General features: G+C 34.4%; 15 protein-coding genes. 8 read left to right on the forward strand and 7 right to left on the reverse strand.

The genetic code is table 11. The features are described 5' to 3' along the window. The first annotated feature begins 666 nt into the window (after positions 1 to 666). The 5 genes from mer to E7Z81_RS09020 all read left to right on the forward strand — a co-directional run bounded on the left by mer (position 667) and on the right by E7Z81_RS09020 (position 5604). Positions 667 to 1629: a 5,10-methylenetetrahydromethanopterin reductase gene (gene mer / locus E7Z81_RS09000; RefSeq protein WP_292746593.1), complete on the forward strand. Its 963-nt coding sequence runs from the start codon at positions 667 to 669 to the stop codon at positions 1627 to 1629. 85 nt (positions 1630 to 1714) lie between these two features. Beyond that, on the forward strand, positions 1715 to 2644 hold the full coding sequence (locus E7Z81_RS09005) for a 5,10-methylenetetrahydromethanopterin reductase (RefSeq protein ID WP_292746595.1): 930 nt from the start codon (positions 1715 to 1717) through the stop codon (positions 2642 to 2644). Between the two features lie 68 nt (positions 2645 to 2712). Next, positions 2713 to 3795 (forward strand): archaeosine biosynthesis radical SAM protein RaSEA, encoded by a 1083-nt coding sequence (locus E7Z81_RS09010; protein WP_292746598.1) that lies wholly within the window; start codon positions 2713 to 2715, stop codon positions 3793 to 3795. A 34-nt stretch (positions 3796 to 3829) separates the two neighbouring features. Then, positions 3830 to 4312: a DUF308 domain-containing protein gene (locus E7Z81_RS09015; protein ID WP_292746601.1), complete on the forward strand. Its 483-nt coding sequence runs from the start codon at positions 3830 to 3832 to the stop codon at positions 4310 to 4312. A gap of 23 nt (positions 4313 to 4335) precedes the next feature. Then, complete coding sequence (locus E7Z81_RS09020) at positions 4336 to 5604, forward strand: nucleotidyltransferase family protein (RefSeq protein WP_292746604.1); 1269 nt, start codon at positions 4336 to 4338, stop codon at positions 5602 to 5604. Here the strand turns inward: E7Z81_RS09020 and E7Z81_RS09025 are convergent. From E7Z81_RS09025 to E7Z81_RS09050, 6 genes are read right to left on the reverse strand one after another with little or no spacing between them, the layout of a single operon-like run. After that, the gene (locus E7Z81_RS09025) at positions 5594 to 6328 is read right to left on the reverse strand and encodes an NAD(P)-binding domain-containing protein (protein ID WP_292746606.1); all 735 of its coding nucleotides are present in this window, start codon (positions 6326 to 6328) and stop codon (positions 5594 to 5596) included. The two genes, E7Z81_RS09020 and E7Z81_RS09025, sit on opposite strands and share 11 nt — an antisense overlap. 12 nt (positions 6329 to 6340) lie before the next feature. Further along, positions 6341 to 7201: a DUF89 domain-containing protein gene (locus E7Z81_RS09030; RefSeq protein ID WP_292746608.1), complete on the reverse strand. Its 861-nt coding sequence runs from the start codon at positions 7199 to 7201 to the stop codon at positions 6341 to 6343. Continuing rightward, positions 7202 to 7405 carry a MoaD/ThiS family protein gene (locus E7Z81_RS09035; protein ID WP_292746611.1) on the reverse strand — a complete coding sequence of 68 codons (204 nt, stop codon included), beginning with the start codon at positions 7403 to 7405 and terminating at the stop codon, positions 7202 to 7204. Between the two features lie 5 nt (positions 7406 to 7410). Next, entirely contained in the window at positions 7411 to 8328 is a 918-nt protein-coding gene (locus E7Z81_RS09040; RefSeq protein WP_292746614.1) for a TIGR00269 family protein, read from the reverse strand. Between the two features lie 9 nt (positions 8329 to 8337). Beyond that, the gene (locus tag E7Z81_RS09045) at positions 8338 to 9492 is read right to left on the reverse strand and encodes a VWA domain-containing protein (RefSeq protein WP_292746617.1); all 1155 of its coding nucleotides are present in this window, start codon (positions 9490 to 9492) and stop codon (positions 8338 to 8340) included. Position 9493: 1 nt separating this feature from the next. Beyond that, complete coding sequence (locus tag E7Z81_RS09050; protein WP_292746620.1) at positions 9494 to 10348, reverse strand: MoxR family ATPase; 855 nt, start codon at positions 10346 to 10348, stop codon at positions 9494 to 9496. Positions 10349 to 10458: 110 nt separating this feature from the next. On the opposite strand from E7Z81_RS09050, the gene E7Z81_RS09055 reads away from it, so the two are divergent. Further along, positions 10459 to 10845 (forward strand): hypothetical protein, encoded by a 387-nt coding sequence (locus tag E7Z81_RS09055; protein ID WP_292746624.1) that lies wholly within the window; start codon positions 10459 to 10461, stop codon positions 10843 to 10845. 2 nt (positions 10846 to 10847) lie between these two features. Here E7Z81_RS09055 and E7Z81_RS09060 read toward each other — a convergent pair whose 3' ends face one another. Beyond that, positions 10848 to 12452, reverse strand: a complete 1605-nt coding sequence (locus E7Z81_RS09060) for a dihydropteroate synthase-like protein (RefSeq protein WP_292746627.1) — start codon at positions 12450 to 12452, stop codon at positions 10848 to 10850. Between the two features lie 287 nt (positions 12453 to 12739). On the opposite strand from E7Z81_RS09060, the gene E7Z81_RS09065 reads away from it, so the two are divergent. Beyond that, positions 12740 to 13261 (forward strand): pyruvate ferredoxin oxidoreductase subunit gamma, encoded by a 522-nt coding sequence (locus E7Z81_RS09065; RefSeq protein ID WP_292746631.1) that lies wholly within the window; start codon positions 12740 to 12742, stop codon positions 13259 to 13261. A 12-nt stretch (positions 13262 to 13273) separates the two neighbouring features. Continuing rightward, positions 13274 to 13516: a pyruvate synthase subunit PorD gene (gene porD, locus E7Z81_RS09070; protein ID WP_292746633.1), complete on the forward strand. Its 243-nt coding sequence runs from the start codon at positions 13274 to 13276 to the stop codon at positions 13514 to 13516. Positions 13517 to 13525 lie beyond the last annotated feature (9 nt).

The following is a 13525-nucleotide window of genomic DNA, read 5'->3' on the forward strand; positions in this document are numbered from 1 at the left end:
GTAGCATCTGCCAGGATCAAACAGAATTGAACACATAACAGACATAATATAATAAGTATTATGAAGTACGCTAAAAAATAGACGAGTGTAATACACTATAAAATTTGATATAAAAGATTCTATAATCAAATTTCACCACATCTACAAAACTTACATCATACCCGAAAAGCTCGAGTACTCACAAAGCACATTCATGATATTAAATAATAATATAATAAATATGATAATTTATAGCTATATGCGGAAATATAGTCATCATTGTCATAATTGCCAATACAATAAAACTTAGACCAACGCCATATAAAACATATAGCACAACTAATAAAGAGACAAATAGTACTAACAAAATCAATTAAAAAACATTGCAATATTAATTCAAATATAAAATAATTTATTTAAAATAGTTAAAAAATGTAAATAAAAATAATTATTAAAGTTTATTTAATATAAACTATTATAATATACTAAATGATATGCGATTTTTAGAAATTTTATTAGAGGAACTACAAACAAAGAAAGTATTACAAAAAATATTTTAAGTAATACAATTAATTATATTATAACCTCGCCTGCACAATTAAACAAATTATATTTAAAACTTTCTATCTAATTCAAATAATAATTACTTTATATATAGGGCAACTAAAATAATATTGGTGATAAAATATGAAGTTCGGTATAGAATTCGTACCACAAATACCATTAGATGAATTAGTAAGTTTAGTAAAATTAGCAGAAGACGTCGGTTTTGAATACGCATGGATCACAGATCACTACAACAACAAAAACGTATACGAAACCTTAGCATTAATTGCAAATGAAACTGAAACCATTAAAATGGGTCCTGGTGTAACCAACCCATACGTAAGAAGCCCTGCAATTTCCGCTTCTGCAATCGCAACCATTGACGAAATCTCAGAAGGAAGAGCAACCTTCGGTATTGGTCCTGGTGACAAAGCAACTTTCGATGCTTTAGGAATCGCTTGGGAAAAACCAGTATCCACAATTAAAGCAGCAATCGCTGACATTAACACTTTATTATCCGGTGGAAAAACCGAAGCTGGTGCAGCATTAGGTGGAGCAAAAGCTGTTCAAGAACACATCCCTATTTACATGGGTGCTCAAGGACCTAAAATGTTAGAAACCGCTGGAGAAATCGCAGATGGTGTATTAATTAACGCTTCCAACCCTAAAGATTACGAAGCAGCTATGCCTATGATCAAAAAAGGTATCGAAGCAGCTGGTGGAGACAAAGCATTTGACGTAGGTGCATACACTGCAACTTCCATTGGTGCTGACTCTGAGGCAGCTAAAAACGCTGCAAAAATCGTTGTTGCTTTCATTGCAGCAGGTTCCCCTGCTCCAGTTATCGAAAGACACGGATTACCTGAAGGATTCAACGAACAAATGGGTGCTTTCTTAGCTAAAGGTGACTTCGGTGGAGCTATTGGTGCTGTAACCGATGAAGCACTTGACGCATTTTCCGTATGTGGTACTCCTGATGAGTTCATTCCAAAAATTGAAGGCTTAGCTGAAATGGGTGTAACTCAATACGTAGCAGGATCCCCTGTTGGTAAAAACGTAGAAGAATCCATTAAATTATTAGGAGACGTAATCGCAAGTTTCTAAACTTGCTTACTCTTTTCTTTTTTTCTTTTTTTTAATACTAAATTCATTCATTAACTTTTAAAACTACTTTTTATATAATATTACTATGAAGACTATGAAATTCGGCATAGGAATTATTCCACAAGATAACTTAGATGAAAACATTGAACTAATTAAACTAGCTGAAGATGTCGGATTTGAATATGCATGGATTTCACATAAATCAGATATGAATATGTATCAGCTTTTAAAAGCCATTACCCTTGAAACCGAAACAATAAAAATTGGTCCTGGCGTTACAAATCCATATATTAAAAATGTAGAAAACTTCTTATATGAAATGATTCATCTCAATAACTTATCTAACAAAAGGACAGTATTTGGAATTGGACCTGGAAACAGAAAAATTATGAAAGAATTGAACAGGCAATGGTCCAATCCTGTATCTACACTTAAAGAATATGTTCAAAAACTTCATGAATCCTTTGAAAAGAAAAAATCAAATATACCAATATATATCGGAGCTCAAAGTCCTAAACTGCTGAGGATATCCGGAGAAATTTCAGACGGCTGCATTGTAAATGCATCACATCCCAAAGATTATGAAGAATTGCTTCCCCACATCCAAAAGGGAATTGACCATTCAAAAAAAGATATGAAAGATTTTGACATAGCCGCTTACACACCGACATCCATTGACAATGATATTGAAATAGCTAAAAATGCATCCAAAATTGTTGTTGCATTCATAATAGCAGGATGTGCTCCGCCACTACTTGAAAGACATGACATTCCCCAGGAAGTTAGGGACAACATATACCTCTCATTAAGTCGGGGAAATATCGGAAATGCACTTAGATTCATTGAGGATGATTTAATAGACATATTTTCAGTTGCCGGAACTTCAAAAGAGATTATTCCAAAAATTGATACCTTAAAAGAAAGTGGTGTAACACAGTTCATTGTTAGTGCACCATTTGGCAGGCAACAGAACGAATCTATAAAATTATTCGAAGATGTGATTTCCAGTTTTTAACAATAATTTTTAATTATAAAAAAATCCTAATAATATAATATTACATTTATTATATTGCAGGTATTATAATGGAAATTGAAAATTTAACTAAAGAAATTCGGCAGAGAGCTTTTGAGCGAAAAGATCCAAAAACTCCAGAACAGGTTGGAGCAAGCTGGTACAATGATGATTTAACCTATGACGGTGTTGCGAAAACATTATTCATAATCCTGCCAACTCCAGGTTGTGCCTGGGCAGTTGGAGACAGCGGAGGATGTACAATGTGCAGTTATGTTTCCGATTGTACATTGGAGCCTATCGATACACCCACTATTTTAAAAATATTTAACGATCATTTATCCAGGCACCCCATAGCTGAAGAGGACAAGATTTCTGTAAAATTATTTGCATCAGGAAGTTTCTTAAATCCTTATGAGCTTCCAAAGGATGCCCGTGACGAAATTTTAAAGACCCTGATGGAATTGGGAAATATCACAGAGATTATTGTTGAATCCCGACCTGAGTATGTAAAAGAGGAAATCCTAGATGAAATTTTCGAAATAATCGGTGATACACTGTTTGAAGTAAGTATAGGTCTTGAAACTTCAAATGATTATACCCGACTTAAAAAAATCAATAAGGGATTCACACGTGATGATTTTGAAAATGCAGTTAAACTTATGCAAAACCTAAAGGACACAAAAGGATATAACTTGAAATCAAAGGCATACATTTTTGTTAAACCTATTTTAGTTTCAGAATCCCAGGCAATTGATGAAGCGATTCAAACAGCCAGATACTGCGATTCAGTAGGAGTTAACAGATTATCATTCTGTCCCGCCACCATACATGGAGGAACCGTTATTGAAAGATTTTGGAGAAAAGGAGCATATCAGCCTCCATGGATCTGGTCATGTATTGAAATCATCAATACCGTACGCGATGAGCTGGACATACCTGCACTCATGGATACTTCAGGATTCGGTTCCAGAAGAGGACCTTATAACTGTAAAAAATGTAATAAAGATTTGAAACATATGATTATAGCTAACAATTTAACACAAAGCAAAATTGAATATGACTGTGAATGCAAAGGAGAATGGTTAGCTGAAGTTAATAACTCAGATATGAATTCATCAACTGTTGAGATAAAACATATCCCATTATATTAAATAACATATAACATAATATTATTAGGAGGCAATTATGAAAACTAAATTTATTAGTTTACTAGCTATAATTTTCGGATTAATCATTATTATATTTCCGACAATGGGACTGATTGGAGTTGGATCTTTAATCGGCCTGTCAGTATTGTTAATGTCAATATACCTGTTTGTTGTTGGAGTATCAATCATTGATTACAATACATCAGGAGCAATACTCAATTTGATAATGGCATTGATACTGTTATTTGTGAGTTTCGGTTTGATATTCAATCCTATGCTTCTAGGATTTTTAACTGAAATCACAATGTACATTGCAGGAATAATGTTGATTGTTGTAGCATTGGTATCCCTAATCAATAACCGAAATTCCAGATACGGATTTTATATTGGAATTGCCGGAATTGTTCTTGGATTGTTGTACATAGTAATTGGAACTTATCTTTCAAACCCAATAATCCTAGGTGCATTAATAGGAATATGGTTAGTGATTAGTGGTGTTTTAAACTTATTGGATAATTAAATATTATCCTTTTTCTTTTTTTGGTGTTAATATTGATTGGAATTAGTGCAGATTTTGACCCCGTACATAAAGGTCATGAAAAATTAATTAAGGAAGCTAGAAAGTTAGCTGATAGGGAAAATAAAAAAGTTGTCGTGTATTTGAATAAGGGTTTTAGTGCAAACCATGCCCCATTTTTTGTTGATTTTGATGCGCGTAGTGAAATGGCGCTGTCTTTAGGTGCAGATGAAGTGAAATCATTTGAAGGCCTTCATCACAGACTGGTTTTATCATATAGTGTCCCAATAAGACTTAAACAAATGATTGATGATGGGGTGACAGATTATATAACCTCTGCAAGCATCACCCTGGATGAAATAAAACAAAAGGCACAACCGTTTATTGACGAAGGCAATTTTGTTGGAATGCCCAAAAGCTACAAAAATAGAAATGAAATCAGATGGTATGCAATAAATGAATTTTTAGGCTCAAAGCTAAAGTATCATGTCATAAAAGAATTCAACAAAGACAAATATTCCGGAAGAATAATCAGGCAATCAATTATTGACAACGACATGGTAATATCACAGGATGTTAAAAAATTACTCCCTAAAACTACCGTTGAAATTCTTGAAAGGGAAATTGATGCAGGCAGGGTTCCCGGCGAGAGAAACTGGAAAGACATATACAAAAGAATGAACACATATTCACGGGGGAATCTTGAAAAAATAGCTTACCTCAACGGAACTACAATAAACGAAATCATTAAAAGAAGAGTTTACAGAGACCCCGAATCCATTTGGGCGGTATTCAGAAGATCAGATTACGGCCCTGTGATGACAAGACTGGCCATCAGCGCAATTGAAATGGACGTCAGTAAAAGAGAAGTAATGGATTTGATGAAAAGCTATGAAGCACAGGGAGTAATTCCGGACAATCAAAAAGTTCAAAAGGTAATTGACAGAGCATGGTACGTGGCAAGCAGCGGTAAAAGTGCACGGGAAGCTAATGAAACATTCAGAAGCCAGAATATCGAGGTAAATGCACCATTGACCCTTGAAGCGGGACTTAACTTAACAAAATTTGAAACAAAAATTACAAAAGAAGGTCTCAATACCGATTTGTATGTTGACAAGAACGGCAAAATATCTGTTCAGTTCAAAAGTGAAGGTAAAAAGATTAAAACAAATCTTAGACTTCCTGCAGTTGAAGTTACATACTTAAGATACATTATGGATTCTCATTTCATTCCGGTTAGCGGAAGCATAAAAAAAGCTAAAAAAGGTTTTAAGGTTAATGTGGTTATTGGCTGATTTTCCTTAATGCAGCTTTAACCATTACCAAATCATTTTCATCAAAATAATTAATTATTTCTTCCAATTCCTCGGATTTTCTTTTAGAATTGTTTAGGGTATTGTAAATTCTTGACATGGACTTTTCCTTAAAATCATCACCTTCAGTCAATGCCAAGATTTCAAAAAATTCAGCTTCGAGATTGCGGATTTTGGAAATTTCATAGGATTCTATTAAAAGAGCGGATAATGTTTTAGTATATGAACTTCTAAGCAATTTCAAAGTAGCAACATCACCTACATTTTCACTGATTTTTTTAGTTGAAATATACTCATCCAGAAACATCAATTCGTCGGCTCTTTTACCTGCAATATATAAAATAGGGTTTTCAGAGTCAATTTTTCCTATGATGGCTCCATCGACTAGATTTTTTACATGTTTATCGATTGCCAAGGTTGTATCTGGAGATATGTTATTTAAATCCAGGTAAATGCCCTCACAGTACCTGCCGTATTTTTTAGCAACATCCAATGCAGATTTAGGTGAATTTGCAGAAATCAGAATATCTGATTTGATAGCTACCTCCCTGAAAGTATCTAAGACCTGGATATTTTCATTTTTAATTTGATTCAAAGTTTCACGAGACCTGTTTTCATGGGAGGTTATGAACTTAACATCAGGGGATTTTATTCTCCTTAAAAGACTTTTAGAAACTTTGCCAAAACCTACAAATCCTATAATCATTTAACCACATTATTATTTCTTAAAAAGCAACATATCATGTAAATTAACGCCGATATCTCTTGAAATGGTATTGCATTTTGCACATAACAAAAAGTAAATTTCCTTATCGGACAAATCTATTTCAGTCAATCCTTCGTAATTGCCCATTCCCTTTGATATTATGAATTTATGGCTGTTGAAAATTTCCCTGAATTCATCTGAAATTTCACTGTCGACATAACCCACTGTTCCGGCACCTATCTCAACGATCTCTCCAAATTCGTCAAGACCTGCATCCAATGCCTCGGCCATGCATGCATCGTTTAGAATAGGTTCGGATTTGACTGCTATAGTAATCTTTAATCCGTATTCACTAATTTTTGATAGAAGTAACTTGTCAAATACTATCTCTCCGGTATTGTCCACCAAGTACAATACTTTATCATTAGCTTTAAGGGATTCTTCAAATTCTTCAATATCCTTAATAACCAAATCCTTCTTCAGTGAACATTTGATTACACTTTCTATATCATCATCCAATGTGAATGCTCCAAAATCAAGGATATTTCCAATAATAGCTATTTTAACATAGTTTTCCAGACTGTCGTCCTCTTCCAGTATCTTTTTTACATCCGGCAAGTACTTCAAGGCAATTTCATTTCCTTCAATCTTTTCCCTGTAGTATGGATCAGCACACCCTGTTTTTTGCTTAATCATCTTATGCATGGTTGAACCTGTGCTGTTTGAATTGGTTCCTACCTTAAAGTTTTCACTTAAAAATTTAAAGATGTCTTCCATTATTTCCATTTTAAGCATTTCATCATCAGTGGACAAATCCATTGCTTCACGTGCCTGCCTTAAAAAACATGGGCCGCATTCATAACTAATCTTCACTTAACCACCATATATTATTTGAACTAACTGTATCTCATCATCTTCTTCAATAATTGTATCTTCAATCACCAGTTCACCGTTTTGTTTAGATACAATTGTCTGAGCGGATAATTCCAAATCGTTAAGTAAATCCTTAATGGAATAATTTTCATTTGGTATTTCACGTTTTTCATTTAAATTTTTATATATTAATGTAAATGACATAAATATCACAATCCGAATTCTTCTAAAAATGAACATGCCTTACATAATTCATTGGATGATGGCTCTCCGCATCTGACGCATCTTCCATGAGCATATTCCTTTTTAAGTTCGTCTTTCAGTATGTTTTTTATTTTATCATAACCCCTTAAAGTGGAGTATTTGATGGTTGGATGTTTTTCATTCAGCTGGTTTATAAGCTCTGAAACTTCACCCCTGAATGATTGCATGGCATATGGACAGCTGTCAAAATGAACTTCCAGGTCCTTTGCAACAACATACAATCCGATTTCACGTTCCGGAATTTCCCTAAGCGGTTTGATTTTTGGAGTAAATTCCTCAGCCTTTGATTCTGTTTTTGCTCCGAGTTTAGTGAGATTGTCTGTATTTCCCTCAAGGTAATTCATCATGATTGCCTGAACTTCATCATCAAGGTTATGGCCTGTTGCAATCTTGGTGGCTCCCATTTCACGGGCTGCCTTATTAATGATGGTTCTTCTGAATACTCCGCAGTAGGTGCATGACCCCTTATGGTTTTCTCTCTGCATTATTTCATCCAGACTGATGCCGTAATTTTCCTTTAAAGAAACAACTTTATGTTCAATGCCTAATCTTTCGGCATGGCGTATCGCTATATCCACACCTGCCTGCCTGTAATTGGCAATGCCTTCATCAACTGTAACGGCACAAATATCTATAATGTTCCTTTCACGATAACTGTTCAATATTTCCAGGGTAGTTACACTGTCCTTACCTCCTGAAAGTGCAACCAAAACCTTATCCCCCTTATCCAACAACTTTTCTTTTTTAATTGTTTGAATTACCTTTTTTTCAATAGATTCAATAAAACAGTCCTTGCACAGTATCTGGCCGGATTGCTCTTTTTTAATAATGACTTTAGGATTACCACATTTACTACACTGCATATTTACTACCTACATCTGTTCTACAAATTTTGCCAGTTGGTTTAAAGTATTTACTTCGAATACATGGGCTCCCGCCTCTTCATATAATGATACACAACTGTCAACAACATCCCATTTGTTTTTGTCTTCAGGATTCAATATTACAACTTTTTTAGAATCCCTTACAATCTCTTCCAAAACTCCCACACTGGCAGGAATGCCGTTTACCTTAGGTCCGGACCAATCCCTGCAATCGGATAGTATAATCACATAAGATTTATTATTTATATTTGCCATTTCCTGAAACTTGGTAAAGGCTGAATACATGTCTGATGTTCCATGAACCATCATATTCTTAACTCTCATATCCCTTACTTTAACAAAAGAATCAATCAGATATTCCTCTTTTAATGCTTTTGTAGTTTCAATTACCTTATTGTCAAACTCAAAAGTTCTGGAGCGTTTGAATGCAGTCTGTGCTGAAAACATCAGCATGAAAAACCAGCTACTTATCCACTCACAGGACCCGCTGATATCATTCAGGAAGAGATGTTCGTTCTTGTGTGGCCTTGGTTTTGCATTAACAAGCTCTACAGGGACTCCACCATATTTGAGATTTGCACGTATTGTTTTTCTCATGTCAATTTTATTGGAACTGGATTTGACTTTTCGCCTTGAACGCTTATTGGCTATTCTTTTTCCCAGTCTTTGACAAATTTCCAGCATCCTCGGATCAAATCTGTTGAGTTTAGTTAAGTCCTTGTTCATCAGCTCCCCATCCCTTTCAAGCTGTTTGACTTCTTCCAGAATAGGCTGGCCGGATAACATTTTTAACTTTTCATTGTTGATTTTTTCTTTTTGAACATTTTTAAAGGCAGTATTTTGCTTTTTAATTACATATTTATTTGATTTTGGACCTGCTCCTCTGTAAGCTTTACTGTGTTCCAGCGGGTCAGATGCCTTTTGCTCTACCTTTTCTTTGAAAATCTTTTCAAAAATCTTGTTGAATTTAGGAATATCATATCTGTCCTTGACATAAACCGCCATTAAAGCAGTTTTTAAAAGTTGCCTGTCATCAGAACCCAAGTCCTGATAGATTTGAACCGCAGATTGAGTACTTCTAATACTTACGGGCAGGCCTTCATCCCTTAACTGTGCGGATAAATTTGCAATTTTAGTAATCATTTTATCGTTTGTTCAAGACATCCTTAATGACTCTTTTCTTATCGCTTTCTGTCTTAATAGCTACGCCAATACTGCTTTCAAGTGATTCATCTAGATTTTTTGTTCCGAGATTAGTGACTGATTTTACCCAGTCAACAGTACCTCTTACGGACGGTTTTTTCATCAGATTTAAGTTACGGATATTCTGAACCAGTTTAACAACAGTAGAGACTACCTCATCATCCGCATCAGGTATTTTGGATTTGACGATTTCAATTTCCCTTTCAACAGTAGGGTATGGAATGTATAAAAATAAGCATCTGTCCTTGGTTTCATCAAGAAGTGATCTCTGTGAGTTGGAAGTTAATATAACAATTAAATCATTTTTCAGTTGGAATGTTCCGAGGTCATTAATTGTTATCTCCTGTTCACCCAATGCCTGAAGCAAGAAACTTTCAACTTCCTCATCGGCCTTATCAATTTCATCTATCAGCAATACGGAATCATTTTCATTTAAAAAAGCATTGAGAAGAGGCCTTTGTATGAAATATTCTTCATCGAATATTTTTTCTTCACTATCTGTCTCATTTCTGGCGGCTTCCAAATGAAGCAGTTGCTTTTGATAGTTCCATTCACCGACAATCTGCTCAAAAGTAATTCCTTCATAACATTGAATCCTGAAAAAATCTCTTTCAAATGCCTTTGCAATTACTTTTGCAAGCTCTGTTTTACCTACACCAGGCGGTCCTTCGATTAACATTGGTTTTCCAAGCAAAAATGATAAATATACAGTTGTTGAAATTTCATTATTTGAAACATATTCTGACTGTAAAAGTAATTCATCAATGTCTTTAATAGATATGTTATCTGATTGCAAAATTTAACCTTCCTAAAAATTATTACTATTAATTATATTCTATATAATATAAGTTTTATGTAATTAATTATATATTAATCTAAATCATATATTATGTATGGAGGTAAAACATGGATAAAGGCGATGCCATAATTATAATTTTATTAATTCTTATTGTACTAAGTGCAGGGGCATACATTGTTATTACTGGTGTTGGAATATCATTTAACCACAATAATCAAACGGACCCTGTTGTGAATACGACAAACATAACAACAAATACTTCAAATACTAACACAACAGACAGCACTCAAGGCGCTACTAGAGATACTGGAATATATGCTCCAGATTCAAGTCAAAGCAGTTACAGTAGTAGTGACAGTGCAAGTTCCGATGGAGGATACAGTTCTGACAGTTCATATAATGCACAGCCTGCAACTTCCACTGATTCCGGAAGTGTTGATACCAGTCAACAGGCCGGACAAAGCGAAGGAGCAAATCCGTCAGATTTTGACTGAAACTAATTTTTAAACTCATCAGGATTTTTGAATAATTCAAAATCCTGAACATATTCTTTACCGGTAATCATTGCTATTTCAGCTTTTTGAAGTTCAGAACCCAAATATGCTGCATGTTCCATTCGAGTTACCAGCTCTTTTGAAATTATTTCTTCATATACTTCTTTTGCAGATTGACCTACAATGACCAAATCAGCATTGTTTTTCTTAAAATGAGTGGCAGTGATTCTGCTTTCGGCTACAGTAGTTCCGTAATCTACATTTATTTTAAAACTTCCTGCCTTATCCCTTATGAATTTTAATGGTGCTTTCTGCCGGGTTTCTTCAACGCCATCAAGTTCATTTAAAATAATGTCATTTCTTTTATGCTTATCCTTAAAGGCAACCAGGTTGATCCCCAAATCTTTTGGAATGGATTTTCTGTGTTTTGCAAGAAACATCATCTTTGAAGCGGTGGCCAGTTCATAGACACTTCCCCTGGTTTTACCACTTTCCTCAGGAGTAAATAAAATACTGACTCCCAGCTCCATACCTATTCCTGCTAAAAGCACATTAACACCGCCTGAATCGGCATCCATCAATTCGGTTACGTTACCTACTCCGAAAAACATTGGTGCGGGATTGGTCTTGTGAAATTCATTGCATGCAATAATTGATTCCACGATACTTGAACTGTTTACAGGGTCTAAAATCAGGTCAGCCACATATCTTAGTCCTTCAGTGTCCTTGATTAACTGATGCATTGATTCAACTCTTTCTGCAGGAGATTTTGGAGATTTTCCCTGTGAAAAATTAGTCGGCAGCAATACTGCTGGAATATCTTTTTCCTTCAGTATTTCCTGAACTTCAGAATTGTTTCCCAAATCAAGGCTTAAAACAAAATCAATTCCATTTTCGGCAGCCACCTTAATTTCCTTGGCATTCAATGTATCGATACTTAATGGCCTATCTCCAACAATCGGCCTTAATGTTTGGATTAATTCAGGAATCTTGTCGGAAAAATCTTCACCTGCGGCCATTCCTATATCAATCATGTCGGCTCCCGAATCAACAAAATACTTACATTTATTGATTAATGCCTCTTTTGACAGGAATGGTGCATTAGCGATTTCGGAAAGCACCCTCATTGGAAAATCCTCACCGACAGGAAGATTTCTGATTAGGATATTATTTGGCTTTTCAAGAAGTTTTTTAATATTTTCAGTATCATTTTCAAATTCTTCAATGAATTTGAAGGCTTCCTTACGTTTTTCCTCTTCTATCAATTTGTCTGCAGGCCTGTCTTCAGACAGATCAATGCTTCCAACCAGGTTCAAAACCATTGCAAGATCGGCTCCATCGGTAGACCCCTTGAAAGTTGGAATTCCCAGTTCTTTTGTAATCTCTTTTGTTCCTTTTTTTATTAAGCCCGGAACAAGAATCATGTCAATTTCATCCAGTTGATCGGAAAAACAGGTTTTTACTTCTTTAATAATTTGTCTTGGAGTTAAAAATGCAGCTACTTGAGTATTATCTGCAATATGAACAATTATATCTTCTTTTGAATTTGAAACAACTTCTTTGATTAAAGGATACGCTAACTCACCAGTAATTATTAAAACCTTCATAAAATTTCCAACCAAATTTTTTATATTAAATTATTATATTAATGTATTATATTAAAGTTATCAAAATTTAATTTTCATTTAAAACATTCCCCCATATCTAAAAGAATTTAAAAGTGTATAAAAAAAGAATAAGACTGTTACTATCATTTTTAAATTAATAGACAAAAAACAAATGATTAAAATTAAAAAATTTAAACAAAATTATTTAAAAACTTATTTTTAACATAAAATTTATATATTTTGTAATTTATAATGATTATACATGATAAATATATGGAGGAGAATTAATGATTGAAATTCGTTTTCATGGTAGAGGTGGACAAGGTTCTGTAACAGCTGCTGAAATTTTGGCTAAAGCAGCTTTTAAAGACGGAAAATATGTTCAAGCTTTCCCATTTTTTGGAGTTGAACGTAGAGGAGCTCCAGTAATGGCTTTCACAAGAATTGATGATAAGCCTATCGACTTAAGATATCAAATCTATAATCCTGACTACGTATTAGTACTTGACGACGGATTATTAAATGTAGTGGACGTATTTGCTGGAATTAAAGACAATACTGAAGTAATTATTAATACCCAAGACTTTGAAGGTAGTGGGGAACATGTGGTCCACAGTATTGATGCAACTGGTATTGCACTTGACCTGTTAGGACGTAACATCGTAAACACAATTATTTTAGGATACTTTGCTAAAAAAACCCAACTAGTAAGTATTGATTCACTTATTGAAGTGATAAAAGAAACATTCCCTGGAAAAATTGGAGAGTTAAATGCAGATGCTACCAAAAAAGCTTACGAAATGGGATAATAAGGTGAGATAATGGTAACTATAGGATGTGTAATTAAAACACCAGGAAGTAGTAAAAATAATAAAACTGGAAGTTGGAGAACTTTCAAACCTATTTTAGACAAAGAAAAATGTATTGATTGTGACAATTGTATTGTATTTTGTCCGGATTCCAGTGTAAACAAACAACACGATATTGATTACGATTACTGTAAAGGATGCGGAATTTGTGCACATGAATGTCCTTCCGATGCAATCGAAATGGTAAAAGAATAAAGAGAGTGA

Source organism: Methanobrevibacter sp., from assembly GCF_015062935.1.
Classification (GTDB): Archaea; Methanobacteriota; Methanobacteria; order Methanobacteriales; family Methanobacteriaceae; genus Methanocatella.

What these genes read in the sequence shown, in the direction of transcription:
- mer (WP_292746593.1), top strand. Translation starts at nt 667, where the DNA reads ATGAAGTTCGGTATAGAATTCGTACCACAAATACCATTAGATGAATTA.
- E7Z81_RS09005 (WP_292746595.1), top strand. Translation starts at nt 1,715, where the DNA reads ATGAAGACTATGAAATTCGGCATAGGAATTATTCCACAAGATAACTTA.
- E7Z81_RS09010 (WP_292746598.1), top strand. Translation starts at nt 2,713, where the DNA reads ATGGAAATTGAAAATTTAACTAAAGAAATTCGGCAGAGAGCTTTTGAG.
- E7Z81_RS09015 (WP_292746601.1), top strand. Translation starts at nt 3,830, where the DNA reads ATGAAAACTAAATTTATTAGTTTACTAGCTATAATTTTCGGATTAATC.
- E7Z81_RS09025 (WP_292746606.1), bottom strand. Translation starts at nt 6,328, where the DNA reads ATGATTATAGGATTTGTAGGTTTTGGCAAAGTTTCTAAAAGTCTTTTA.
- E7Z81_RS09035 (WP_292746611.1), bottom strand. Translation starts at nt 7,405, where the DNA reads ATGTCATTTACATTAATATATAAAAATTTAAATGAAAAACGTGAAATA.
- E7Z81_RS09040 (WP_292746614.1), bottom strand. Translation starts at nt 8,328, where the DNA reads ATGCAGTGTAGTAAATGTGGTAATCCTAAAGTCATTATTAAAAAAGAG.
- E7Z81_RS09045 (WP_292746617.1), bottom strand. Translation starts at nt 9,492, where the DNA reads ATGATTACTAAAATTGCAAATTTATCCGCACAGTTAAGGGATGAAGGC.
- E7Z81_RS09055 (WP_292746624.1), top strand. Translation starts at nt 10,459, where the DNA reads ATGGATAAAGGCGATGCCATAATTATAATTTTATTAATTCTTATTGTA.
- E7Z81_RS09060 (WP_292746627.1), bottom strand. Translation starts at nt 12,452, where the DNA reads ATGAAGGTTTTAATAATTACTGGTGAGTTAGCGTATCCTTTAATCAAA.
- E7Z81_RS09065 (WP_292746631.1), top strand. Translation starts at nt 12,740, where the DNA reads ATGATTGAAATTCGTTTTCATGGTAGAGGTGGACAAGGTTCTGTAACA.
- porD (WP_292746633.1), top strand. Translation starts at nt 13,274, where the DNA reads ATGGTAACTATAGGATGTGTAATTAAAACACCAGGAAGTAGTAAAAAT.